General features: G+C 70.6%; 19 protein-coding genes. 14 read left to right on the forward strand and 5 right to left on the reverse strand.

Translation table 11 applies throughout. The features are described from left to right. Positions 1-41 precede the first annotated feature (41 nt). Complete coding sequence (gene uvrA, locus ACIBEI_RS28185) at positions 42-3128, forward strand: excinuclease ABC subunit UvrA (RefSeq protein WP_398893038.1); 3087 nt, start codon at positions 42-44, stop codon at positions 3126-3128. A 179-nt stretch (positions 3129-3307) separates the two neighbouring features. Here uvrA and ACIBEI_RS28190 read toward each other — a convergent pair whose 3' ends face one another. The 4 genes from ACIBEI_RS28190 to ACIBEI_RS28205 form a co-directional block, all read right to left on the reverse strand. Beyond that, positions 3308-4219: a carbohydrate kinase gene (locus ACIBEI_RS28190; protein ID WP_398893039.1), complete on the reverse strand. Its 912-nt coding sequence runs from the start codon at positions 4217-4219 to the stop codon at positions 3308-3310. Next, positions 4216-5250: a LacI family DNA-binding transcriptional regulator gene (locus ACIBEI_RS28195; RefSeq protein WP_398893040.1), complete on the reverse strand. Its 1035-nt coding sequence runs from the start codon at positions 5248-5250 to the stop codon at positions 4216-4218. The genes ACIBEI_RS28190 and ACIBEI_RS28195 overlap by 4 nt, the downstream gene beginning before the upstream one ends. A 128-nt stretch (positions 5251-5378) precedes the next feature. Further along, positions 5379-6326, reverse strand: a complete 948-nt coding sequence (locus ACIBEI_RS28200; RefSeq protein WP_398893041.1) for a hypothetical protein — start codon at positions 6324-6326, stop codon at positions 5379-5381. Between the two features lie 242 nt (positions 6327-6568). Beyond that, entirely contained in the window at positions 6569-6919 is a 351-nt protein-coding gene (locus tag ACIBEI_RS28205; RefSeq protein WP_398893042.1) for a response regulator transcription factor, read from the reverse strand. A 172-nt stretch (positions 6920-7091) separates the two neighbouring features. Here ACIBEI_RS28205 and ACIBEI_RS28210 point away from each other — a divergent pair, with 172 nt between their 5' ends. Beyond that, positions 7092-8471 carry an ABC transporter substrate-binding protein gene (locus tag ACIBEI_RS28210; RefSeq protein ID WP_398893043.1) on the forward strand — a complete coding sequence of 460 codons (1380 nt, stop codon included), beginning with the start codon at positions 7092-7094 and terminating at the stop codon, positions 8469-8471. 242 nt (positions 8472-8713) lie between these two features. Further along, positions 8714-11356, forward strand: coding sequence for a PAS domain S-box protein (locus tag ACIBEI_RS28215; protein ID WP_398893044.1), 2643 nt, complete (start codon positions 8714-8716; stop codon positions 11354-11356). A gap of 329 nt (positions 11357-11685) precedes the next feature. Here the strand turns inward: ACIBEI_RS28215 and ACIBEI_RS28220 are convergent, their stop codons facing one another. After that, positions 11686-11877 (reverse strand): hypothetical protein, encoded by a 192-nt coding sequence (locus tag ACIBEI_RS28220; RefSeq protein WP_398893045.1) that lies wholly within the window; start codon positions 11875-11877, stop codon positions 11686-11688. A gap of 244 nt (positions 11878-12121) precedes the next feature. On the opposite strand from ACIBEI_RS28220, the gene ACIBEI_RS28225 reads away from it, so the two are divergent. From ACIBEI_RS28225 to ACIBEI_RS28275, 11 genes are all read left to right on the forward strand, one after another. After that, positions 12122-12793, forward strand: a complete 672-nt coding sequence (locus ACIBEI_RS28225; RefSeq protein WP_398893046.1) for a response regulator — start codon at positions 12122-12124, stop codon at positions 12791-12793. 148 nt (positions 12794-12941) lie between these two features. After that, a complete protein-coding gene (uvrC, locus tag ACIBEI_RS28230) occupies positions 12942-14996 on the forward strand; it encodes an excinuclease ABC subunit UvrC (RefSeq protein WP_398893047.1) in 2055 nt (684 codons plus the stop codon). Then, on the forward strand, positions 14993-16099 hold the full coding sequence (gene rapZ, locus ACIBEI_RS28235) for an RNase adapter RapZ (RefSeq protein WP_398893048.1): 1107 nt from the start codon (positions 14993-14995) through the stop codon (positions 16097-16099). Before uvrC ends, rapZ begins: the two co-directional genes overlap by 4 nt. Continuing rightward, complete coding sequence (gene yvcK / locus ACIBEI_RS28240) at positions 16096-17163, forward strand: uridine diphosphate-N-acetylglucosamine-binding protein YvcK (RefSeq protein ID WP_398893049.1); 1068 nt, start codon at positions 16096-16098, stop codon at positions 17161-17163. Before rapZ ends, yvcK begins: the two co-directional genes overlap by 4 nt. Then, on the forward strand, positions 17154-18143 hold the full coding sequence (whiA, locus tag ACIBEI_RS28245) for a DNA-binding protein WhiA (RefSeq protein WP_055615083.1): 990 nt from the start codon (positions 17154-17156) through the stop codon (positions 18141-18143). Before yvcK ends, whiA begins: the two co-directional genes overlap by 10 nt. Positions 18144-18573: 430 nt before the next feature. Next, positions 18574-21528: a M14 family zinc carboxypeptidase gene (locus ACIBEI_RS28250; protein WP_398893050.1), complete on the forward strand. Its 2955-nt coding sequence runs from the start codon at positions 18574-18576 to the stop codon at positions 21526-21528. 190 nt (positions 21529-21718) lie between these two features. Further along, positions 21719-22729: a type I glyceraldehyde-3-phosphate dehydrogenase gene (gap, locus tag ACIBEI_RS28255; RefSeq protein ID WP_398893051.1), complete on the forward strand. Its 1011-nt coding sequence runs from the start codon at positions 21719-21721 to the stop codon at positions 22727-22729. 130 nt (positions 22730-22859) lie between these two features. Further along, positions 22860-24071, forward strand: coding sequence for a phosphoglycerate kinase (locus ACIBEI_RS28260; RefSeq protein ID WP_398893052.1), 1212 nt, complete (start codon positions 22860-22862; stop codon positions 24069-24071). A 6-nt stretch (positions 24072-24077) separates the two neighbouring features. Continuing rightward, positions 24078-24854 carry a triose-phosphate isomerase gene (tpiA, locus tag ACIBEI_RS28265; RefSeq protein ID WP_398893053.1) on the forward strand — a complete coding sequence of 259 codons (777 nt, stop codon included), beginning with the start codon at positions 24078-24080 and terminating at the stop codon, positions 24852-24854. Positions 24855-24999: 145 nt separating this feature from the next. Further along, positions 25000-25230, forward strand: a complete 231-nt coding sequence (gene secG / locus ACIBEI_RS28270) for a preprotein translocase subunit SecG (RefSeq protein WP_055615078.1) — start codon at positions 25000-25002, stop codon at positions 25228-25230. A gap of 235 nt (positions 25231-25465) precedes the next feature. Further along, entirely contained in the window at positions 25466-25801 is a 336-nt protein-coding gene (locus ACIBEI_RS28275; RefSeq protein ID WP_003957010.1) for an RNA polymerase-binding protein RbpA, read from the forward strand. Positions 25802-25896 lie beyond the last annotated feature (95 nt).

Genomic DNA, 25896 nt, shown 5'->3' on the forward strand with positions numbered 1-25896 from the left:
CCTCGCCCCTGTCACTTCTCTCAAGAAAGGTGCGGACCGGCGTGGCCGACCGTCTCATCGTCCGTGGAGCGCGCGAGCACAATCTGAAGAATGTCTCGCTCGACCTCCCGCGCGACTCGCTCATCGTCTTCACGGGCCTGTCGGGGTCGGGCAAGTCCTCGCTGGCCTTCGACACGATCTTCGCCGAGGGTCAGCGGCGCTATGTGGAGTCGCTCTCCTCGTACGCCCGGCAGTTCCTCGGCCAGATGGACAAGCCGGATGTCGACTTCATCGAAGGCCTCTCCCCGGCGGTCTCCATCGACCAGAAGTCGACCTCGCGCAACCCGCGCTCGACGGTCGGCACCATCACCGAGGTCTACGACTATCTGCGTCTGCTCTTCGCGCGCATCGGCAAGCCGCACTGCCCCGAGTGCGGCCGCCCCATCACGCGCCAGTCGCCGCAGGCCATCGTCGACAAGGTCCTGGAGCTGCCGGAGGGGAGCCGCTTCCAGGTCCTGTCGCCGCTGGTGCGCGAGCGCAAGGGCGAGTTCGTCGACCTCTTCTCCGATCTCCAGACCAAGGGGTACAGCCGCGCCCGGGTCGACGGCGAGACGATCCAGCTCACCGAGCCGCCCACGCTGAAGAAGCAGGAGAAGCACACCATCGAGGTGGTCATCGACCGCCTCACGGTCAAGGAGGGCGCCAAGCGTCGGCTGACCGACTCCGTGGAGACCGCCCTCGGTCTCTCCGGCGGCATGGTGGTGCTGGACTTCGTCGACCTCCCCGCCGACGATCCCGAGCGCGAGCGCATGTACTCGGAGCACCTGTACTGCGCGTACGACGACCTGTCCTTCGAGGAGCTGGAGCCCCGCTCCTTCTCCTTCAACTCGCCCTTCGGCGCCTGCCCGGACTGCACGGGCATCGGCACGCGCATGGAGGTCGACCCGGAGCTGATCGTCCCGGACGAGGACAAGTCCCTCGACGAGGGCGCCATCCACCCCTGGTCGCACGGACACACCAAGGACTACTTCGGACGCCTCATCGGAGCCCTCGCGGACGCGTTGGGATTCCGGACCGACATCCCCTTCGCCGGTCTTCCGCAGCGCGCCAAGAAGGCACTGATCCACGGACACAAGACACAGATCGAGGTCCGCTACCGGAACCGGTACGGCAGAGAGCGTGTCTACACCACGCCCTTCGAAGGCGCCGTCCCCTTCGTGAAGCGGCGGCACAGCGAGGCCGAGAGCGACGCGAGCCGCGAGCGCTTCGAGGGCTACATGCGCGAGGTGCCCTGCCCCACCTGTCAGGGCACGCGCCTCAAGCCGGTCGTCCTCGCGGTCACGGTCATGGAGAAGTCGATCGCCGAGGTCTCCGCCATGTCCATCAGCGACTGCGCGGACTTCCTGGGCGAGCTGAGGCTCGACGCCCGCGACAAGAAGATCGCCGAGCGCGTCCTGAAGGAGGTCAACGAACGACTGCGGTTCCTGGTCGACGTAGGCCTCGACTACCTGTCGCTCAACCGCGCCGCGGGCACCCTCTCCGGCGGCGAGGCCCAGCGCATCCGCCTGGCGACCCAGATCGGCTCGGGCCTCGTCGGCGTCCTGTACGTGCTGGACGAGCCCTCCATCGGCCTGCACCAGCGCGACAACCACCGGCTCATCGAGACGCTGGTCCGGCTGCGCGACATGGGCAACACACTCATCGTCGTCGAGCACGACGAGGACACCATCAAGGTCGCCGACTGGATCGTCGACATCGGCCCCGGCGCGGGCGAGCACGGCGGCAAGGTCGTGCACAGCGGCTCCCTGAAGGAACTGCTCGCCAACGAGGAGTCGCAGACCGGTCAGTACCTGTCCGGCAAGAAGGCCATCCCGCTGCCCGACATCCGGCGCCCCCACGATCCGTCCCGGCAGCTCACGGTGCACGGCGCCCGTGAGAACAACCTCCAGGACATCGACGTGTCGTTCCCGCTCGGCGTCCTCACGGCCGTCACGGGAGTCTCCGGATCCGGCAAGTCCACGCTGGTCAACGACATCCTGTACACGCACCTGGCCCGCGAGCTGAACGGCGCCAGAAGTGTTCCCGGGCGGCACACGCGCGTGGACGGCGACGACCTCGTCGACAAGGTCGTGCACGTCGACCAGTCGCCCATCGGCCGCACCCCCCGGTCGAACCCGGCGACGTACACCGGAGTCTTCGACCACGTCCGCAAGCTGTTCGCCGAGACGACCGAGGCGAAGGTCCGCGGCTACCTGCCCGGCCGCTTCTCCTTCAACGTCAAGGGCGGCCGCTGCGAGAACTGCTCGGGCGACGGCACGATCAAGATCGAGATGAACTTCCTCCCGGACGTGTACGTCCCGTGCGAGGTCTGCCACGGAGCCCGCTACAACCGGGAGACCCTGGACGTCCACTACAAGGGCAAGTCCATCGCCGACATCCTGAACATGCCGATCGAGGAAGGCATGCACTTCTTCGAGGCGGTCCCGGCGATCTCCCGCCACCTCAGGACGCTGAACGACGTCGGTCTCGGCTATGTCCGCCTCGGTCAGTCCGCGACCACCCTGTCCGGTGGTGAGGCCCAGCGCGTGAAGCTCGCCAGCGAGCTCCAGAAGCGCTCCACCGGACGCACGGTGTACGTCCTGGACGAGCCGACCACCGGTCTGCACTTCGAGGACATCAGCAAGCTGCTCACCGTGCTGTCCGGCCTGGTCGACAAGGGCAACACGGTCATCGTCATCGAGCACAACCTCGACGTCATCAAGACCGCCGACTGGGTCGTCGACATGGGCCCCGAGGGCGGTGGCGGCGGTGGCCTCGTCATCGCGGAGGGCACACCCGAGGAGGTCGCCGGGGTTCCGGCCAGCCACACGGGCAAGTTCCTGCGAGAGGTCCTGGGCGCCGAGCGCGTCAGCGACGCCTCGGAGGTGAAGGCCCCGCGCAAGGCGGCCGCCAAGAAGGCGGTGGCCGCCAGGTCGACGGCGAAGAGGACGGCGACGGCCAAGACCGCCACCGCCAAGACCGCCACCACCAGGACCACCCCCAAGGCCACCACCGAAAAGGCCGCCAACAACACGGCGACCAAGAAGGCGGCCGCGGTCACGAAGAAGGCGACCCCGGCGAAGAAGACGACGAGGGCCCGCAAGGCCTGAGACGGCTCCGCGGCCCACGCACAACGCGCCGCGCTCCATGGGAACTCACCCCGGGGCGTGGCGCGTTGCCGCTCGGCCCGTCACACCCGGACCGACCTCGTCGCCCGCCCCGAAGCCGACCGGCTGCCCGTGTCTCGCCGAGCCTCGGCTCCTCCGGCGCTCTGCCCCTCCGGCCTTCTCTAGAAGGCACCCAACTCATGCGCGTACGGCGGCTCAGCGCCCGCCCGTGAGCAGGTGATCGCCGCGGCCCGGGCGGCGAACCGCAGCAGCTCGGTCCAGCCGTCGGCGCCCAGACCCGCCAGCGCCGGCCCGGAGAGCGCGTCACGGGCGGCGAGGCCGTGCAGCAGCGCCGCGTTCACTGTGTCGCCCGCGCCGATCGTGTCCACCACGTCGACGGGTTCGCCCGGCACGGCGTACTCCGCGCCGTCACGGGTGAAGGCGGTCAGCCCGTCGCCGCCCCGCGTGACGACCACGGCGGAGGGGCCCGAGGCCAGCCACTCGCGCGGAGTGCTGCCGAGCCACTCCGCGTCCTCCTCGGAGAGCTTGAGCAGCGACACCGACGGCAGCCAGCTCTTGAACCGGGCCCGGTAGGCGTCCGCGTCCGGGATCAGCACCGAGCGGATATTGGGGTCGAGCGCGGTGAACACACCCTGCGCGGACGCGATCCGCATCAGCTCCTCGTACGCGGTCGCGCCCGGCTCCAGCACGAGCGAACAGGTGCCGAACGACACCGCCCTTGTCCCGTCCGGGAGTTGGGAGGGCGCCGAGAACAGCCGGTCCGCGGTGCCCTCGACGTAGAAGGAGTAACGGGCCGAACCGCCCGCGCCGATCGACGCGACGGCGAGGGTCGTCGGCTCGGCACCCCGCTGCACGGACGAGACCCCGACGCCGGCCTCGCGCAGTCCGCCGACCAGGGCCTCGCCGAAGGCGTCCTCGGAGACCCGCGAGCAGAAGGCCGCGGGGGAGCCGAGCCGCCCCAGCGCCACCGCCGTGTTGTAGGGGCCGCCGCCGCGCCGCGGGTCGAGCCCCGCGAGCGCGCCCGCCTCACGCGGCACCAGATCGATCAGGGCCTCACCGGCGACGACGATCACGAGTCGGATCCTTTCTCGGGGCAGCCGCACGAGGTGCGGTGCACGAACGCGGAGGGCAGCCGGACCGTACGGGCCTCGCGGCCGGGGGAGTCCAGCCGGTCGAGCAGCAGCCGTACGGCCTGGGCACCGATCTCCTTGCTGGGCTGGGAGATCGCGGTCAGCCGGGGCGAGAAGAGGTCCGCCCAGGAGAAGTCGTCGAAGCAGCACAGGGCCAGGTCGCCGGGCACGGACAGGCCCCTCTCGCGCACGGCCCGCAGCGCGCCGATGGTCATCGCGTTGTTGGCGGTGACCAGTGCCGTCGGCGGCGCCGGGAGGGACAGCAGGGCGTCGGTCGCGCGCTCGGCGCCCGCCGCCTCGGAGTTGCCGGGGACCACGAGCCGCTCGTCGTACGGGAGTCCCGCGTACGCCAGGCCGTGCCGGTAACCGGAGATCCGCTCACTCGTCGTGCTGAGCCCGGGCAGGCCCGCGACCAGGCCGATCCTCTTGTGACCGAGCTCGGCGAGATGCCTGACCAGGAGCGTGACGGGTTCGGCGTTCTCCGCGCAGACCTGGTCGAAGGCGAAACCGGGTGGCGTCCGGTCACCGACGACCAGCCGGTCCAGGAACACCGTCGGTACGTCGTGCCGCCCGAGATAGCCGAGCAACTCCTCCGGACGCGCGGACGGCGCGACGAGCATGCCGTCCACGCGCCGCTCGTGCAGCAGCTGGACGACCTTGCGCTCATGCACCGGATCGTCGTGCGGGTCCGCGATGAGCAGGCTGTAGCCGCGCTCCAGGGCGCCGGCCTCCACGCCTTGCAGGATCTCCGTGAAGTACGGGTTGCTGATCGCCGACACCGCGAGCCCGATCGACCGGGTGCGCGAGGTGACGAGGGATCTGGCCAGGGTGTTGGGCGTGTAGCCGAGTTCGTCGATGGCGTCGAGCACGGCCTGACGGGTGGCCGGCCGCACCGGGCGGGTGTCGTTGAGTACGTGCGAGACCGTCGCGACGGACACGCCCGCGCTCCGGGCCACGTCGACCATGGTCGCCATGGATGAGCCCTCCCTCGCCCTCGCCGACGCCCACGTCGGACGCCGTCCCGGATCGGACCGTACCCGATGCCGAGGGAGACGTAAACGCTTACGTAAGCGTTTACGTCAAGAGCTCCGGGGGCCGCCCCTCACTCCCAGTCCCACCCGATCCCCACGATCCCCGACCGCACCCGCTGCTCCACCACGTGGACCGACCGGTGGGGGTCGCTCAGTGCCAGCTCCTGGCGGCCGCTCCGTGGTGCCGCGGCAGAGTGCTGAGTGAACCGGTGACAGCGCACGGGCAGCGTGTTCTCGGCGAAGCGCACCTGGAGGGCGTACTGCCCGCCGGAGAAGCCGAACCCGCGGACGTACTCACCGCACGCGCCGGCCGTGCCGTCCTCGACGCCGTAGCGGAACAGGAAGGTGTCGCCCGCGCGCAGCCGCGTGTCGAAGAGCAGCTCGGCGACGAGGACACCGGTGTCGTGGTGCCAGCGGACGCGTCCCGTGCGGCAGTTCTCCAGGGCGTGCACCGCCATGCGCTCCGGGTCGCATCCCGGGTCGCCGTGGTGGATGGCGACGAAGCGGTCGATGCCCTCCTTGTGGGCGCGCACGATGTGCTGGGAGTCGCGGCCCAGCAGTTCGCGCCGGGTCCCGATCCGTACGCGCTCGTGGTGGCCGATGGTGTGCAGTCCGCCGTCGAGCGGTGAGTCCAGCTCGGCCAGCAGCTTCTCCAGGGCGCCGGAGGCCTCCACCAGGGAGCGGTATGAGCGGGCTGCGGCGCGCTCCGCCTCGGGGCGCTCGTCGGCCTTCGCGAGCAGCCGGATCAGTGACTCGTCCGGCAGCTGGAGTATCTCCTCCAGGGCGCGCACGGCCCGCAGCGACTCGGGACGCTGTGGACGCCGGGCGCCCTGCTGCCAGTAACTCAGGCTCGTCACGCCGACCTTGACCCCGTACCGCGTCAGATGGTGCTGGACGCGTTGCAGCGGCAGCCCACGGGTGGCGATCGCGGCGCGCAGGGCGACATGGAAGGGGCCGCCCCGCAGGGCCGTCTCCAGCTCCGCCGTGGCATCGTCCGCGTGTTGTGTGCCGTCCCGCATTCAGGGGCCTTTCTGTGAGTGCTCGCAACGGCTGGTCGGGCCGTTCGTGCTGGTCGGAGGGGCCACACGGTCGGCGTGCGGGGGACGTTCGCGTCCCTGTGCGGCGGCGCCCGCCCCAAGTCACCCCGCATTGAAGCGTGTTGATCAGGCCCGGACAACACCTGGTGCGCAACCTCGCTGTCCGTACGCGCTCCCCGCCACCTCGGTCAGGGCGTCCGGCCGCCTCGGTCAGGGAGTAGGCCTCAGGGCTCCAGCAGGTCCCGGATCGTCCGTGCCGACAGCGCCGACTTGGGCAGGAAGCCGCGGGCGGGGCTGTCCGCCACCAACTCCTGGAAGTCCTCCAGGGAGTGCGTCGAGATGAGGATCACGGCGGGCACGGCGTCCGCGAGGAGCCCCGCCACGTCGAGGCCGTTCTCGCCGTCCAGGTCGAGATCGACGAGGGCGACGTCCGGGGCGAGGTCCCGCGCGCGCGTGAGCGCCTCCGCGCCCGTCGAGGCGACGCCGACGACCCGGACCCCGCCGCGCTCCAGCAGGGCGCGCGCGGCCTCCAGGAACCGGGCGCTGTCATCGACGATGAGACAGCGCATGGACATGCGGACAGCTTCCCAACGGGCTGCCGGGTTGGCTTTCCGGCTAGCCGGAAAGTGCTGAAGTCCCATGCCGGGAAACTTCGTTCGCGCTGACGGAGCGCAGTGCCGGGTGACGCGCGGTAGCATGTCGCTGCCCTGGAGTGACGGTGTCCCGTCGGTCTGGTGGGGGTGCGCGATGAGGAAGCTCAACAGGAAAGCCGGGACGCACCGAACGCGCCGCGTGGTCCTCGCGGGAGCGCTGTCCGCGGCCCTGGTCGTCGTCGGCTGCGACGGGGGCGGGGACGAGGGCGGGCGCACCGCACAGCGCGGCGACACCACGTGCGACGGCAGGCTCGAAGGCACCACCGACATCACCGTGTGGTTCCACGCGGGACCGAGCGGAGAACTCGACACACTGCGCGGCCAGGTCAAGGACTTCAACGCCGCACAGAAGGACGTACGGGTGGAGCTGATCACGCTCCCCGAAGAGCGTCCGTACGACGAACTCGTCGTCTCGGCGGCCGCCAGCGGCGAACTGCCCGACCTGCTCGACTTCGACGGCCCGAACCTCTACAACTACGCCTGGTCGGGCAAGCTCAAGCCGATCGACTCCTGTGTGCCCGAGGCGGTGAAGGCCGATCTTCTGCCCTCGATCCGCAAACAGGGCACCTACGAGGGCCGGTTGTGGGGCGTAGGCACCTTCGACTCCGGGCTCGGCCTCTACGTACGCCCCTCCGTCCTGAAAAAGGCCGGCATCCGCGTCCCGAGCGGCCCGGACGACGCCTGGACGGCCACCGAGCTGACCGGCATCCTGCGGAAACTGCGCAAGGAGGGCTACGAAAAGCCCCTCGACCTGCGTCTCAACTACGCGCTCTCGGGCCAGGAGTGGAACACGTACGGGTTCGCGCCCGCCGTCTGGTCGGCCGGCGGCGACCTCATCGACCCCCGGGACCTGCGGACGGCGGAGGGCTTCCTCAACGGGCCCGAGGCGGTGGGGGCGATGACCACCCTCCAGAGCTGGGTCAAGGAGGGGCTGGTCGACCCGAACAAGGACGACAAGGCCTTCACCAAGGGACGCAGCCCCATCTCCTGGGTGGGGCACTGGACGTACCCGGAGTTCAGCAAGGCGTTCCCGGACGACGTGAAGATCGTTCCGCTGCCCGACTTCGGCAGGGGAACCGTCACCGGGATGGGCTCCTGGCAGTGGGGCGTCACGGCGGGCGCCGTCGACGGGGACGCGGTCTGGCGGTTCCTCGCGTACCTCCTGAAGCCCCGGGAGGTCCTGCGCATGAGCCGGGCCAACGGGGCGATCCCGGCGACGGACAGTGCCGTCGAACTCTCGCCGAGGTTCGCCGAGGGCGGTGCCGAGCGCCTGTTCATCGAGCAGCTGAAGAGCGGGGTCGCGCGGCCCCGGTCGCAGACCCCGGCCTATCCGGCGGTCAGCATCGCCTTCTCGCGGGCCTTCGCGGAGATCATGCTCGGACAGGCCCCGGTGAAGGCCGCCCTGGACAAGGCGGTCCGCCGGATCGACAAGGACCTGGCCGACCACCAGGGTTACCCGTCGGCCGGGCCATGAGAACCGGCAGGCGGCGCACTCCGGGCGGTGTACGCGGGCCCGCGGACGCCGAACGAAGGCAGCCTGGCATCGCACGGAGATCCGCCGGTGCACGCGGCGACCGTCTCCGCCTGCGGGGGCCCGGACGGACCAGACGGAACGGACGGACGGGACGGGCGGACCAGACGGAACGGCCCGGACCGGCCGGGCGCCCGCGCGCCGGGACCCCGCTGCTCGCCCGGCTGCGCGTCGGCACCAAGCTCATGCTGCTGGTGCTGCTGCCGGTCTCCGGGCTCCTCGCCTTCACGGTCTTCTCGGCCGTGACCGACTGGCGCGAGGCACGCACCCTGCGGGACTTCAGGACCGCCACGCGCGTCTCCTTCGCCCTGACCGCGCTCACCGAGGCCCTGGCCCGCGAACGCCTCGCCGAGGTCCTCGTGGCGGCGGCCCCGGACCGGCAGGGCGTGACAACCGAACGGGACGCGGCCCGGCGCGCCACGGACCGGGCACTGATCGCCGCACTGACCGCCGCGCGGGCCGGCGCCGCGGACGGCACCAGGCAGCCGGACGTCCTCGGACGGCTCGACGCGAAGAGACGGCAGCTCTTCGCGGCCAGAGTGGAGGCGGGCAGCGGCTCGTTCACCGCGACGGAGACCGAGCAGACGTACGCGAGCCTCACGAACGATCTGCTCAACACCGTCCACCACCTCGACTCGGGCCGCCCCTCACGGGCCTCCGGCCGTGCCGCCGACGGCTATCTGGCCGCACTGGAGGCCATCGAGGCCGCCGAGCGCGAACGCGCGGACCTGGCCGTCCTGTTCGCGAACGGCCCCGGGAACGCCCCCGGTGCCACCGGCGACCCCTGGCAGGCACTGGAGGCCGCCCAGCTCGACACCTTCCGGCAGAACGTCTCGGGGCGGCTCAAGGTGCGGCTGTCGGGCGTGTTGCTCCAGTCCGCGGGCCGTACGGTCCGGGCCACGCGCGAGGCCCTCGCCGTCGGCGACACCGCGAAACTGCCCTCCCTGGACAGCTGGTTGGCCGCGTCAACAGGCCGCCTCACCGCCCTGCGCGCGATCGCGGACGCCGCCCAGGACGAACTGGCGGCCGCCGCCGACCGTGATCTGCGGGCCGTGCAGGACCGTGGCCAACGCGAACTGGGCCTCTCCGTAGTGGTCCTTCTCGCCGTCACCCTCCTCGCGCTGGCCCTGCGCCGCTCGATCAACCGCCCCCTCACCGAGGTGTCCGAGGGCGCCAAGGCACTCGCCGACGGCGACCTGTCGTACGACATCCGCTACACGGGACGCGACGAGATCGGCGACGTGGCCGACACCTTTCGCGAACTCCACGTGACCAGCGAGCGGTTCGCCGCCGAGATCCGCACCATGAACACCGCGATCGACGACAACAGGCTCGAACACCGGGCCGACGTCGCGGCCTTCGGCGGGACCTGGGCGCAGCTGCTGCGCGGCATGAACGCCACCATGGCGTCCTTCGCCGCCGCCCACGGACGGCGTGACAAGGCCGAACAGGAGCTGGAGAGCATCTTCAACCTCTCCCTGGACCTGCTGTGCATCAGCGGTCTCGACGGCTACTTCAAGCGCGTGAACCCGGCCTTCGAGAGAACCCTCGGCTACCCCGGCAGCACCCTGCTGTCGCGGCCGTACCTCGACTTCGTGCACGTGGAGGACCGGGACCGCGTCCAGGCCATCCTCGACCGGCTGGCGACCGGCGCCGAGGTCGTCGAGTTCGAGAACCGCTACGTACGCGGCGACGGCACCGAGTGCTGGCTCCAGTGGAGCTGCCGTCCCGTCATCGAGGAGGGCCTCATCTACGCCGCCGCCCGCGACGTCACCGAGAGCCGCCGCGCCGCCCGCGAACAGGCCGCGCTGCGCAGCGTCGCCACCCTGGTGGCCCGCGGCGTCCCGCCGCACGAGGTGTTCACGGCCGTCGCGCACGAGGTGGGACTGCTGCTGAGCACGGGCTCCGCGGCCGTCCTGCGGTACGAGGCCGACGGCGCCGCCACCGTCCTCGGCTCGGCCCGTACGGGCGCGGCGGAGGGCCAGGAGGCGGCGCGGGCGGTGGCCGCGACCGGGCGCGCGGCCCGCGTCGGCCGTTCCGTGGGGGCGCCGATCGTCGTCGACGACCGCCTGTGGGGGGCCGTCGTCGTGTCCGCCTCGCAGCCCGAACCGCTGCCCAGGGGCACCGAGTCGCGCCTCGCCGACTTCACGGAACTCATCGCCACCGCCATCGCGAACGCCGACAGCCGCGCCCAACTGGCCGCCTCACGCGCGCGCGTGGTGGCCGCCGGTGACGCGTCCCGGCGGCGCATCGAGCGCGATCTGCACGACGGCGTCCAGCAGCGTCTCGTCTCGCTCCAGCTGGACCTGCGGATGGCCGAGTCCATGACGGAGGACCAGCCGGCCGAGCTCGTCGAGCAGCTGTCGCACATCGGCAAGGGCCTGGACGACGCCTTCGAGGACCTGCTGCAGATCTCCCGGGGCATCCATCCGGCGATCCTCTCCAAGGGCGGCCTCGGCCCCGCCCTGCGCGCCCTGGCCAGGCGTTCCGCCGTGCCCGTGGAGTTGGATCTGGAGCTGCCGGGGGCCCGTCTCCCGGAACAGACCGAGGTGGCCGTCTACTACGTGACCTCCGAGTGCCTCACCAACGCCGCCAAGCACGCGCGCGCGACGGTGGTCGAGGTCCGGGCGAGGGTGTACGAGGACGTACTGGAGGTCGTCATCGGCGACGACGGGGTCGGGGGAGCCGAACCGGGCGGCGGCTCAGGGCTGATCGGGCTCACCGACCGGGTCGAGGCGACCGGCGGCCGTCTGACCGTCAGAAGCCCGCCGGGCAGAGGGACCACGCTGATCGCACGGCTGCCCGTGCCGCGGTCCGCCGCGGAGTGACCGGCGGCCCTCCCTGGACTGATCGGCGGGGCTCCCTGGACTGACCGACGGGCCTCCCGGGACTGACCGGCGGCCCTCCCGGGACAGACCGGCGGCCCTCCCGGGACAGACCGGCGGTCGTCTCCCGACCGGTCGACAGTCGTCTCCGGCGTGACCGGCGGTCGTCTCCGGACTTACGGCGGCTGTCTCCGGACCGACGGCGGCCGTCCCCGGACACGTGACGGCCCGGAACGCACGCAGTGCCGGAGGTCCAGCGAGGGGGAGTCCTGGACTCCTGACGTACGTACGCTCCGGGCGCTCTGCACGGACAGTGCGGCGGCCGTCCGGCTTCAGGGGCGGGGCGTCCCGCCGTTCGGTGTCGACCGCAGGCGCTTGGCGCGCACGATGTCGGGGTCGCGGGGGTCGAGACCGGACAGCAGGCCGTCCGCGTACCGCTCCTCGTCCCCGTACGGGGAGAACTCGTCCTCGTACGGCCGCACACGGACCGACCGCCGTCGCTTTTCGATCCGTGTCTGTCGCATCTTCCGCAGCCTTTCGGTCATCGGCCCGCCGCCCCTCGCCCGGGGCGGCGGCCCACCTGCATCTGCACTGCTACGAGCATTCCCTCGAACTGTCTTCGTGTCGTCACGGCCAGCCCCCGAAACGGCTTCCGGTTCTCCACCATTGCCCACCTGCGGCTAGCCGTAACCGGCCATGTCCGGCAGGCTGTTGGAGGCGTACCGCAGACGCGCACCGCACCGGTCGGCCGAGCGGACGGGGAACACCATGGACGCAGCACAGCCACGCGCGCGCGGGAGAGTCGTCCTGGCCGACGACGACGTCCTGCTCAGAGAGGGTCTGGCCAGCCTCTGCGAGCGCCTCGGCTACCAGGTGGCGGGCCAGGCAGGCGACGCGAACGCACTCCTGGAACTGGTCGCCGAGCATGTGCCGGACCTGGTGATCGTCGACATCAGGATGCCGCCCACCCACTCCACGGAGGGGCTGAAGGCGGCCCGGGGTATCCGCGAGCGGTATCCCGACCTCGGCATCCTCGTGCTGTCCGCCTTCGTGGAGGTCGAGGACGCCCTGGAGCTGCTCGCGAGCGGGCGGCGGATCGGCTATCTGCTGAAGAGCCGGGTCACGGTCGTGGACGAGTTCATCGAGGCCCTGGACCGCATCCGCAAGGGCGGCTCGGTCGTCGACCCCTCCCTGGTGCGGGAGCTGGTCTCGGCCCAGCGCCGGGACGATCCGCTGTCCTTCCTCAGCACCCGGGAGCGGGAGGTCCTGGAACTCATGGCCGAGGGCCGCTCGAACGCCGGCATCGGCCGGCGTCTGTGGGTGACCGAGGGCACGGTCGAGAAGCACGTCCGCAGCATTCTCGGCAAGCTGCGCCTGCCGGAGGCCGCGGACGATCACCGGCGGGTGCGGGCGGTGCTCACGTTCCTGGAGTCACGCTGACCCGCTCCGCGGGAAGGGTCGTGTGCGATCTGCGGGTGGTTCGTGGCTTGTCGCGCAGTTCCCCGCGCCCCTTACGGGGCGGGTCGAGAGGCGCGGGGTGTCCGGCACGGCATCCGTGGTGTCACACCCCGCCAGTAGGGTGTGAGACATGGCCGACCCCTCCAGCTACCGCCCCAAGCCGGGACAGATCCCCGACTCGCCGGGGGTCTACAAATTCCGCGACGAGCACCGCCGGGTGATCTACGTCGGGAAGGCGAAGAGCCTGCGCCAGCGCCTGGCCAGCTACTTCCAGGACCTCTCCGGCCTCCACCCGCGCACGCGCACGATGGTCACCACGGCCGCGTCCGTGGAGTGGACGGTGGTGTCCACGGAGGTCGAGGCGCTGCAGCTGGAGTACTCCTGGATCAAGGAGTTCGACCCCCGGTTCAACGTCAAGTACCGCGACGACAAGAGCTATCCGTATCTCGCGGTCACCATGAACGAGCGGTTCCCGCGCGTGCAGGTGATGCGCGGCCAGAAGAAGAAGGGCGTGCGCTACTTCGGGCCCTACGGACACGCGTGGGCGATCCGCGACACGGTGGACCTCCTCCTGCGCGTCTTCCCCGTACGGACGTGCTCCGCGGGCGTGTTCAAGAACGCCGAGCGGACCGGCCGCCCCTGTCTGCTCGGCTACATCGGCAAGTGCTCCGCCCCCTGCGTCGAGCGCGTCTCCCCCGAGGAGCACCGCGAACTCGCCGAGGAGTTCTGCGACTTCATGGCCGGCCGCACGGGGACGTACATCCGCCGCCTGGAGCGCCGGATGACGGACGCGGCGGAGGAGATGGAGTACGAGCGGGCCGCCCGCCTGCGCGATGACATCGAGGCCCTCAAGAAGGCCATGGAGAAGAGCGCCGTCGTGCTCGCCGACGCGACGGACGCCGACCTGATCGCGCTCGCCGAGGACGAGCTCGAAGCGGCCGTGCAGATCTTCCACGTGCGCGGCGGCCGGGTCCGCGGCCAGCGCGGCTGGGTCACCGACAAGGTCGAGGCCGTCACCACGGGTGACCTGGTCGAGCACGCGCTGCAGCAGCTCTACGGAGAGGAGACCGGCGACTCCGTACCGAAGGAGGTGCTCGTCCCGGCGCTGCCCGAACTCGTGGAGCCCGTCCAGGAGTGGCTCGCCGAGCGCCGCGGGTCGAACGTGTCGTTGCGGATCCCGCAGCGCGGCGACAAGAAGGCCCTCATGGAGACGGTCCAGCGCAACGCGCTCCAGGCGCTCGGCCTGCACAAGACCAAGCGGGCCTCGGACCTCACCACCCGCTCCCGGGCCCTGGAGGAGATCGCCGAGGCGCTCGACCTGGGCAGCGCGCCGCTGCGGATCGAGTGCTACGACATCTCGCACCTCCAGGGCGACGACGTCGTGGCGTCGATGGTCGTCTTCGAGGACGGGCTGCAGCGCAAGGGCGAGTACCGCCGCTTCCAGATCAAGGGCTTCGAGGGCCAGGACGACGTCCGGTCCATGCACGAGGTGATCACCCGCCGCTTCAGGCGATACCTCGCCGAGAAGGAGAAGACCGGCGAGTGGGCCGACGGCGAGACCGGGCTCACCGAGGAGGACGGGCGGCCCAAGCGGTTCGCGTACCCCCCGCAGCTGGTCGTCGTCGACGGCGGACAGCCGCAGGTCGCCGCCGCCCAGCGGGCGCTGGACGAGCTGGGTATCGACGACATCGCCGTGTGCGGCCTGGCCAAGCGCCTCGAAGAGGTCTGGGTACCCGGCGAGGACGACCCGGTGGTGCTGCCACGTACCAGTGAAGGGCTCTATCTTCTTCAGCGTGTGCGCGACGAGGCGCACCGCTTCGCGATCACCTACCAGCGCACCAAGCGGGCCCGGCGGTTCAGGGCGAGCCCGCTGGACGACGTGCCGGGCCTCGGTGAGACGCGCAAACAGGCGTTGATCAAGCATTTCGGCTCGGTGAAGAAGCTGCGGTCCGCGACAATCGACCAGATCTGCGAGGTTCCCGGCATAGGCCGCAAGACGGCCGAGTCGATCGCCGTGGCCTTCGCCCAGGCGGTCCCGGCGGCACCCGCCGTGAACACCGCGACTGGAGAGATCATGGAAGAAGAGGAATACGAGACAGACGCGGAATCCGAAACGACGGAGGGTTCCGCGGGGGAGCCCGTGTCCGCGGGCACCTCTGACGAACGACGGGGGCAGGAGAGATGACCGAGCACGAGCAGGAAGAACCCTCGGCAGGGCGCGCGGCGGAGACCCAACCGCCCGCGGCCGGAACCGGGGAACCGCACACGGCCGAAACAGAGGCATCGCACAGCGAAGCAGGCAAGGATCGGACGCGACAGGAAGCGGCCGGCGGGACAGTCGGCCAAGAAGCCGGTGAAGCGGCACAGGAAGACGGAGCGGAAGTGAACACGGGCACGACCATCGAGACGCCCGGCGTCCCCGAGGCGGCCATTCCGGAGCTGGTGATCATCTCCGGGATGTCGGGCGCGGGCCGGTCCACCGCCGCCAAGTGTCTGGAGGACCTCGGCTGGTTCGTCGTCGACAACCTGCCGCCCGCGCTGATCCCCACCATGGTGGAGCTCGGCGCCCGCTCGCAGGGGAACGTGGCGCGGATCGCGGTCGTCGTGGACGTCCGCGGACGGCGATTCTTCGACAACCTGCGCGAGTCCCTCGCGGACCTGGAGACCAAGCACGTCACCCGGCGCATCGTCTTCCTGGAGTCTTCGGACGACGCCTTGGTGCGCCGCTTCGAGGGAGTGCGGCGCCCGCACCCCCTCCAGGGCGACGGCCGCATCGTCGACGGCATCGCCGCCGAGCGCGAACTGCTGCGCGAGCTGCGCGGCGACGCGGACCTGGTGATCGACACCTCCAGCCTGAACGTGCACGAGCTGCGCGCCAAGATGGACGCCCAGTTCGCGGGCGAGGAGGAGCCCGAGTTGCGGGCCACCGTCATGTCCTTCGGCTTCAAGTACGGCCTGCCGGTCGACGCCGACCTGGTCGTGGACATGCGGTTCCTGCCCAACCCGCACTGGGTCCCGGAGCTGCGCCAGTACACCGGCCTGAACGAGGAGGTGGCCGCGTACGTCTTCAACCAGCCCGGCGCCAAGGAGTTCCTCGACCGGTACGCCGAGCTGCTGCGCCTCATCCAGACCGGCTACCGCCGCGAGGGCAAGCGATACGTGACCATCGCGGTCGGCTGCACCGGCGGCAAGCACCGCTCCGTCGCCATGTCGGAGAAGCTCGCCGCCCGTCTGGTGTCCGAGGGAGTGGAGACGGTCGTCGTCCACCGGGACATGGGCCGAGAATGACAGGACGTAGTCCGCGGCTGAGCAGGCTGCGGCGGATGGCCCCCGAGGCACGCGGGGGCAAGCCCGTCGAGGGCCGTGGCGCCAAGCCGCGCCGCCGTGGCGCCCAGCCCAAGGTCGTCGCGCTCGGCGGCGGCATGGGCCTGTCCGCCTCGCTCGCCGCGCTGCGCCGCATCACCGGCGACCTCACGGCGGTCGTCACGGTCGCCGACGACGGCGGCTCCAGCGGCCGGCTGCGCGACGAGCTGGGCGTGCTTCCGCCCGGCGACCTGCGCAAGGCGCTGGCCGCGCTGTGCGGCGACGACGACTGGGGCCAGACCTGGGCGCGTGTCATCCAGCACCGCTTCCAGTCCAAGGGCGAGCTGCACGAGCACGCGGTCGGCAATCTGCTGATCGTCGCCCTCTGGGAGCAGCTCGGCGACCACGTCCAGGCCCTCGACCTGGTCGGCAGGCTGCTGGGCGCGCACGGCAGGGTGCTGCCCATGTCCGCCGTGCCCCTGGAGCTCCAGGCGCTCGTCAAGGGCCACGACCCGGAGCGGCCCGAGGACATCGACACCGTCCGAGGCCAGGCGACCGTGGCGCTCACGCCCGGCGAGGTGCAGTCCGTGCACGTCGTGCCGCACGACCCGCCGGCCGTCCCCGAGGCCGTCGCGGCGGTCCTCGACGCGGACTGGGTGGTCCTCGGCCCCGGCTCCTGGTTCTCCTCGGTGATCCCGCACCTGCTCGTGCCCGAGCTGCTCGACGCGCTCACCGAGACGAAGGCCCGCCGGGTCCTCTCCCTGAATCTCGCTCCGCAGCCCGGAGAAACCGATGGCTTCTCCCCGCAGCGTCATTTGGAGGTTTTGGGACGACACGCCCCTAAACTCGCCCTGGACGTGGTGCTGGCCGACGAGGCCGCCGTGCCCGACCGCGATTTACTGACCGATGCCGCCAAGCGGTTCGGCGCCGCGGTCGAGCTGGCGCCCGTGGCCCGGCCCGATGGGTCTCCGAGGCACGATCCGGAGCTGTTGGCCGCCGCGTACGACCGTATTTTTCGGATGCATGGAAGGATCGGCCCATGGCGATGACGGCAGCGGTGAAGGACGAGATCTCCCGGCTTCCCGTCACCCGGACCTGCTGCAGAAAGGCGGAGGTCTCCGCCATCCTGCGGTTCGCGGGCGGCCTTCACCTGGTGAGCGGCCGCATCGTGATCGAGGCGGAGCTGGACACGGCGATGGCGGCGCGCCGGCTGAAGCGGGACATCCTGGAGATCTTCGGCCACAGCTCCGAGCTGATCGTGATGGCTCCGGGCGGTCTGCGCCGCGGCTCCCGTTACGTCGTACGGGTGGTCGCGGGCGGTGACCAGCTGGCCCGTCAGACGGGGCTGGTGGACGGCCGGGGGCGCCCGATCCGGGGTCTGCCGCCGCAGGTGGTCTCGGGGGCCACCTGCGACGCCGAGGCCGCCTGGCGCGGGGCCTTCCTGGCCCACGGCTCGCTCACGGAGCCCGGCCGCTCGTCCTCCCTGGAGGTGACCTGCCCGGGCCCGGAGGCCGCGCTCGCGCTGGTCGGCGCCGCCCGCCGCCTCTCGATCGCCGCGAAGGCCCGCGAGGTACGGGGCGTGGACCGGGTCGTCGTCCGGGACGGGGACGCCATCGGCGCCCTCCTCACCCGCCTCGGCGCCCACGAGTCCGTGCTGGCCTGGGAGGAGCGGCGGATGCGCCGCGAGGTCCGCGCCACCGCCAACCGGCTCGCCAACTTCGACGACGCCAACCTGCGCCGCTCGGCCCGCGCGGCCGTCGCCGCCGGGGCCCGCGTCGGGCGCGCCCTGGAGATCCTCGGCGAGGAGGTCCCGGAGCACCTCGCCGCCGCCGGACGGCTGCGCATGGAGCACAAGCAGGCCTCCCTGGAGGAGCTGGGAGCGCTCGCCGACCCGCCGCTGACCAAGGACGCCGTAGCGGGCCGGATCCGCCGGCTGCTCGCCATGGCCGACAAGCGGGCCCAGGACCTCGGCATCCCGGGGACGGAGTCCACGCTCACCGAGGAGATGGCCGACAACCTCGCGGGCTGACCACGGAGATCGCCGTGGGCTGAACCACGGAGGTCGTCGCGGGTTGAACCACGGAGGTCGTCGCGGGTCGAACCACGGAGATCGTCACGGGCTGAAGCCTGGAGGTCGCCGCGGGTTGAACCACGGAGGTCACCGCGGGGCGAACCACGGAGGTCGTCGTCGGCCGAGTCACGGAGAAGGTTGCGGGCCGAGCCACGGAAATCGCCGCGGCCGTAGGGCGCCGCGGCTCCCCGGGCCGGTCCGCGGGCCCGTCCCCGGTGCCCGCCGATGCCGGGGAAGCCGCCCCGATCCTCAACACGCCGGTGCGTGCGCCCATTTGGGGCAACCGCACCGGCGTTTCGCTGTCGTCGATGCGCTCTTGACTTGACCATGAAGTGTCATGAGCCTGGCATCTGTTCGCTGCTGTGGCGGACAACTGCAAGGGGGGCTCATGAGACGAAGAGCGAGATCGATCCTCGCTGCCGGCGCACTCCTGATCGGCGGAGTGGCCATCGCACCCATGGCACAGGCAGAACCCGGCGCCGCGACGGCCCCGGGCGCGGACGAGGTCAAGGTGTTCCGCGCGGACGTCACGAAGGAACAGGTACCCCTGCTCCTCGCGGCGGGCCAGGACAGTCACGAACTGGGCGAACAGGTCCCGGCCAAGGGCACGGCCACGGTCGAGGTCTACCTCACCGACAAGCAGGCCGACCAGCTGGAGAAGAAGGGCGTCGACCTCGCCGAGCACAAGCTCTCGGCCAAGGCACGCGCGCGCGTGGCCGCCGCGGGGGACGGCGTCTACCGGCCCTACAGCGGCAAGGGCAACCTCCAGGAGGAGATCCTCAGGACCGGGCAGCAGAACCCGTCCCTGACGAAGGTCGTCTCCATCGGCAAGACCCTCCAGGGGCAGGACATCCTGGCCCTCAAGCTCAGCAAGGGCGCCAAGACGACCAAGGACGGCGCCAAGCCCTCCATGCTGTACATGTCCAACCAGCACGCCCGTGAGTGGATCACGCCGGAGATGACCCGGCGCCTGATGCACTACTACCTGGACAACTACGGCAAGGACCAGCGCGTCACCAAGCTCGTGAACTCCACCGAGCTGTGGTTCGTCCTGTCCGCCAACCCGGACGGCTACGACTGGACGTTCAAGGCCGAGGGCGACCGCCAGTGGCGCAAGAACATGCGCGACATCAACGGCGACGGCGCCTGGACCACCGGTGACGGCGTCGACCTCAACCGCAACTTCTCCTACAAGTGGGGCTACGACGACGAGGGTTCGTCCCCGTACCCGACCAGCCAGACCTACCGCGGCGCGAGCCCCGGCTCCGAGCCCGAGACCAAGGCGCTGGACGCCTTCGAGAAGCGCATCGGCTTCGACTACGGCATCAACTACCACTCCGCCGCCGAACTGATCCTCTACGGAGTCGGCTGGCAGGTGGCGACACCGAGCCCGGACGACGTGCTCTACAAGTCGCTCGCCGGGACCCCCGAGAACCCGGCGATCCCCGGCTACCGCCCGCAGGTCTCCTCCGAGCTCTACACGACCAACGGCGAGGCCGACGGCCACGCGTCCAACGTCAACGGCACGGCGATGTTCACCCCCGAGATGTCGACCTGCCAGACCGCGTCGAACGTCGACCCGAACGACGCCTGGAACGCGGTGGACTGCGAGTCGATCTTCACCTTCCCGGACGACGAGAAGCTGATCCAGCAGGAGTTCGCCAAGAACATCCCCTTCGCGCTCTCCGTCGCCGAGAGCGCCGCCAAGCCCGACCAGCCGAAGTCCTCGGTCGGCGTCGACGCCCCCGACTTCACCCCGGCCCCCTTCACCACGTCGTACTCCCGCGGCGCCGACCAGGAGATCACGGTCGTCGCCCGCAAGTCCGTACGCGACAAGGAGCTCAGGTACCGCGTCAACGGCGGCCGTACGGAGGACATGGCGCTCAAGCCCTGGAAGGGCGGCGAGACCTTCGGAGGCGAGGACAACCTCTACTTCGACGAGTACCGCGCCTTCGTGGCGGACGGCGACCCCGGCGACAAGGTCGAGGTCTGGTTCACCGGCGAGACGAAGAGCGGGAAGCCCACCTCCAGTGAGCGCTTCACCTACACCGTGGCCCAGCGGCCGCGCGCCGACACGCTGGTGGTCGCCGAGGAGGGTGCCGCCGCCGCGACGCAGGCACAGGCCTACGTCGACGCCCTGAAGGCCAACGGCCGCAAGCCGCTCGTCTGGGACGTCGCCACCCAGGGCGTGCCCGACGCGCTCGGCGTCCTCGGCCACTTCAAGGACGTCGTCCACTACACGGGCGCCGACCGCCCCGGGTACGCCACCCAGCTGCAGCTGCGCGCCTACCTCAACGAGGGCGGCAAGCTGATCGAGGCGGGCGAGCAGGCGGGCGGCAACGTCGCACTGCCGGGCGCCCTGACGAACGACTTCAGCCAGTACTACCTCGGCGCCTACTCCCGTACGACGACACCGGGCGTCACGTCCTTCACCGGCTCCGGCAAGCTCGCCGGCGCCACCGGACCGCTCGGCGGCGCACCCGGCAACCCGCTGAACGCGGCGGGCGCCTACAGCGTCACCTCGGACACGCTGCCCGTCGAGACGTTCCCGCAGTTCGCGAGCGCGGGAGCGGGAGCGTACCCGGGGACCGTCAACCCGTACGGACCGTACGCGGGCACGTCCATGGCGGCGGTCACGCACTCCGACTTCGCGTGGAACCGCCTCACCCGCACCATCGACCTCACCGGGGTCACCGCGGCCCAGGCGCCCACCCTGCGCACGCAGCTCCTGTGGGACACCGAGGCCGGCTACGACCACGCGGCGCTCGAAGCGCACACGGCCGGGGCCGACGACTGGACGACGCTCCCCGAGAAGGGCGGCGCCACCAGCACCGCGGTTCCCGTGGAGTGCGAGGCCGGGTACTTCATCCAGGCGCACCCCGCCCTCAAGCGCTATCTGACCCCGGGCTCCGCCGGCTGCGCCGCGACCGGCACGAGCGGTGCCTGGAACAGCTTCACCGGGGCCTCCGACGGCTGGCAGGAGGTCGACTTCGATCTCTCCGCGTACGCCGGAAAGACGGTGGAGGTGTCGCTGAGCTACATCACCGACCCGGGAACGGGCGGCCACGGTGTGCTCGCCGACAACGCCTCCGTCGTCGTCGGCGGCACGGCCGGCCAGACCGACGGCTTCGAGACGTCGCTCGGCGCCTGGAGCGTCCCCGGGCCGCCCGCGGGCAGCCCCGCGGTCGTGAACGACTGGGGCCTGTCCGGCGAACTCTTCAAGACGTACGGAGCGGTCACCACGCGTGACACCGTGCTGCTCGGCTTCGGCCTTGAGCACGTCACCGCGGCCGCCGACCGAACGGCCCTGCTCGGCAAGGCCCTGGCGGCTCTGCGCGGCTGACAGGGGCGAACAAGGGCGTCGAGCCCGGGCGGTCCGTACCCCTACTGGTGGGTACGGACCGCCCTGCCGTGTATGGGGCACTCGATGTCACTCCGGGAGCGTCAGGGAGGTAGGGTCGTAGGCGGTCGGGGACATCCCATACAAACTCGCCGGCGTCCAAAGCCGGCGTTCCTAACGAGGAGATCGGTTCGTGACGATCCGCGTAGGCATCAACGGCTTTGGCCGCATCGGTCGTAACTACTTCCGCGCGCTGCTGGAGCAGGGTGCAGACATCGAGATCGTGGCTGTCAACGACCTGGGTGACACCGCGACCACCGCTCACCTGCTGAAGTACGACACCATCCTGGGCCGACTCAAGGCCGAGGTGTCGAACACCGCCGACACGATCACGGTCGACGGCCACACCATCAAGGTGCTCTCCGAGCGCAACCCCGCCGACATCCCGTGGGGCGAGCTGGGCGTCGACATCGTCATCGAGTCGACCGGCATCTTCACCAAGAAGGCCGACGCCGAGAAGCACATCACCGGCGGCGCCAAGAAGGTCCTCATCTCGGCTCCGGCCAAGGACGAGGACATCACCATCGTGATGGGCGTCAACCAGGACAAGTACGAGCCGGCGAACCACCACGTCATCTCGAACGCCTCCTGCACCACCAACTGTGTGGCGCCGATGGCCAAGGTCCTCGACGAGAACTTCGGCATCGTCAAGGGCCTGATGACGACGGTCCACGCGTACACGAACGACCAGCGCATCCTGGACTTCCCGCACTCGGACCTGCGCCGCGCCCGCGCCGCCGCCGAGAACATCATCCCGACCACCACGGGTGCCGCGAAGGCCACCGCCCTGGTCCTCCCGCAGCTCAAGGGCAAGCTCGACGGCATCGCGATGCGCGTCCCGGTCCCGACCGGCTCGGCCACCGACCTGGTCGTGACGCTGCAGCGCGAGGTCACCAAGGACGAGGTCAACGCCGCGTTCAAGAAGGCCTCCGACGACGGCGACCTCAAGGGCTACCTGGCGTACACCGAGGACCCGATCGTCTCCTCGGACATCGTCAGCGACCCGGCCTCCTGCACCTTCGACTCCTCCCTGACCATGGTCCAGGAGGGCAACACGGTGAAGATCCTCGGCTGGTACGACAACGAGTGGGGCTACTCCAACCGCCTCGTGGACCTCACGGTCTTCGTCGGCGGCCAGCTCTAAGTCCCAGAGCAAGGCCTCTCGATGTGAGCACAGGGCTCGGGCAGCGCACCGCCGCGCTGCCCGAGCCCTGTGCCGCGTGCTGATCGATCAGCCCTCTCGGACCACTTGAGCCTTCTCTAGGAGCCCCCTCATGAAGACGATCGACGAACTTCTCGCCGAAGGTGTGGACGGCAAGCGGGTCTTCGTCCGCGCCGACCTGAACGTGCCGCTGGCCGAAGGCCGCATCACCGACGACGGCCGCATCCGCGCCGTCCTGCCCACCGTCAAGGCCCTCGCCGAGGCGGGCGCCAAGGTGGTCGTCGCCTCGCACCTGGGCCGCCCCAAGGGTGCCCCGGACCCCGCCTTCTCGCTGCTCGCCGCCGCCGAGCGCCTCGGCGAGCTGCTGGGCGCCCCCGTGGCCTTCGCCCAGGACACGGTCGGCCCCGCCGCGCACGACGCCGTGAACGGGCTCCAGCCGGGCCAGGTCGCGGTCATCGAGAACCTGCGCTTCAACGCGGGCGAGACGTCCAAGGACGACACCGAGCGCGGCGAGTTCGCCGACCGGCTCGCCGCCCTGGCCGATGTCTACGTGGGCGACGGTTTCGGTGCCGTGCACCGGGGGCACGCCTCGGTCTTCGATCTCCCGGCGCGGCTGCCGCACTACGCGGGATACCTCATCGCCACCGAGGTCGGCGTCCTGAAGAAGCTCACCGAGGACGTCAAGCGCCCCTACGTGGTCGCCCTCGGCGGCGCCAAGGTGTCCGACAAGCTCGCCGTGATCGACCAGCTGCTCGGCAAGGCCGACCGGCTGCTGATCGGCGGCGGCATGGCGTACACCTTCCTCAAGGCGCAGGGCCACGAGATCGGCGCCTCCCTCCTTCAGGAGGACCAGATCCCGGCCGTGCAGGAGTACATCGCGCGGGCCGAGAAGAACGGCGTCGAGCTGGTCCTCCCGGTCGACGTGGTGGTCTCCGGGGGCTTCCCCGACCTGAAGGCCAAGGCGCCAACCAACCCCACCACCGTCGCCGCGGACGCCGTCCCGGCCGACCAGATGGGCCTGGACATCGGTCCGGAGTCCCGCAAGCTGTACGCATCGAAGCTCACCGACGCCGCCACGGTCTTCTGGAACGGCCCGATGGGCGTCTTCGAGCACCCCGACTACGCCGAGGGCACCAAGGCGGTCGCCCAGGCCCTTCTCGACTCCCCGGCCTTCACGGTCGTCGGCGGTGGCGACTCCGCCGCGGCCGTCCGCATCCTGGGCTTCGACGAGACGGCATTCGGCCACATCTCGACCGGCGGCGGCGCCTCCCTCGAATACCTAGAGGGCAAGACGCTCCCCGGCCTCGCCGCACTGGAGGACTGACCCCGTATGACCACTCGTACGCCGCTGATGGCGGGCAACTGGAAGATGAACCTCAACCACCTCGAGGCCATCGCCCATGTCCAGAAGCTCGCCTTCGCCCTGGCCGACAAGGACTACGAGGCCTGTGAGGTCGCGGTCCTGCCGCCCTTCACCGACCTCCGCTCGGTGCAGACCCTGGTCGACGGGGACAAGCTCAAGATCAAGTACGGCGCCCAGGACATCTCGGCGCACGACTCCGGTGCCTACACCGGCGAGATCTCCGGCTCGATGCTGGCCAAGCTCAAGTGCACCTACGTGGCGATCGGCCACTCCGAGCGCCGCCAGTACCACAACGAGACCGACGAGGTCGTGAACTCCAAGGTCAAGGCCGCCTACAAGCACGGCCTCACCCCGATCCTGTGCGTCGGCGAGGAACTGGACGTCCGCGAGGCGGGCAACCACGTCACACACACGCTCGCGCAGGTCGAGGGCGGTCTCAAGGACCTCCCGGCCGAGCAGGCCGAGACGATCGTGATCGCGTACGAGCCCGTCTGGGCCATCGGCACCGGCAAGGTCTGCGGCTCCGACGACGCCCAGGAGGTCTGCGCGGCGATCCGCGGCAAGCTCGCCGAGCTGTACACGCGGGAACTGGCCGACGCCGTCCGAATTCAGTACGGCGGCTCCGTCAAGGCCGGCAACGTCGCCGAGATCATGGCGAAGCCCGACATCGACGGTGCCCTGGTCGGCGGCGCGTCCCTGGACTCCGAGGAGTTCGTCAAGATCGCCCGCTTCCGCGACCAGTGAGCCGCGTTCCGTAACGATCCGACGACCTGCGAGTAGGCCGTAGCGGCGTTACGTCGTACCCTTGCGGGGGCCGGGCCGCTTCGTACCCGAAGCACCGGCCCCCGTCGTCCGTTCCAAGTCCGAGGAAGTTGGTCCAGCCGTGGTTATGGGGTTCTCGATCGCCCTGATCGTCTTCAGCCTGTTGCTGATGATGCTGGTGCTGATGCACAAGGGGAAGGGCGGCGGCCTGTCCGACATGTTCGGTGGCGGCATGCAGTCCTCCGTCGGCGGCTCCTCGGTCGCCGAGCGCAACCTGGACCGCATCACCGTGGTGGTCGGTTTGCTGTGGTTCGCGTCCATTGTGGTGCTGGGCCTTCTGATGAAGGTCAACAACTGATCACCGCCCGACATCGGAACGCCAGCACAAACGCACATTACGCAAGCACATTCCGCACGTAAGGCCCCATGTACGGTACGCGCCCGCAAGCGCGGCCTATCATGGGGCTTGCGTCTTTGGGCGGGGTGTAACCGCATCCACTAGACGCGCGTTGGGCCTTACGTAGACTGAGGCGCTCGCAGCGAAGCGAAACGCCGACTCGCTTTGCGGCACCATTACGCAGGGAGTTACGACCGTGGCAAGTGGCAACGCGATCCGAGGAAGCCGGGTCGGGGCGGGGCCGATGGGCGAGGCCGAGCGTGGCGAGTCCGCGCCGCGGCTGCGCATCTCCTTCTGGTGCTCGAACGGGCACGAGACGCAGCCCAGCTTCGCCAGCGACGCGCAGGTCCCCGATACCTGGGACTGCCCGCGCTGCGGCTTCCCCGCCGGACAGGACCGGGACAACCCGCCGGACCCGCCGCGCACCGAACCGTACAAGACGCACCTCGCGTACGTACGGGAACGGCGCAGCGACGCGGACGGCGAGGCCATCCTCGCCGAGGCGCTCGCCAAACTGCGGGGCGAGATCTAGGAGTTGAGGTCCGGGCCGGACACCCACGGGTGTCCGGCCCGGACGTGTTCGGGACGCGCACCAGGACTGTGCCCGTGCCTTCCTCCTGCGCCGTG

The organism is Streptomyces sp. NPDC050988 (genome assembly GCF_044456225.1).
In the GTDB taxonomy this organism is placed as follows: domain Bacteria; phylum Actinomycetota; class Actinomycetes; order Streptomycetales; family Streptomycetaceae; genus Streptomyces.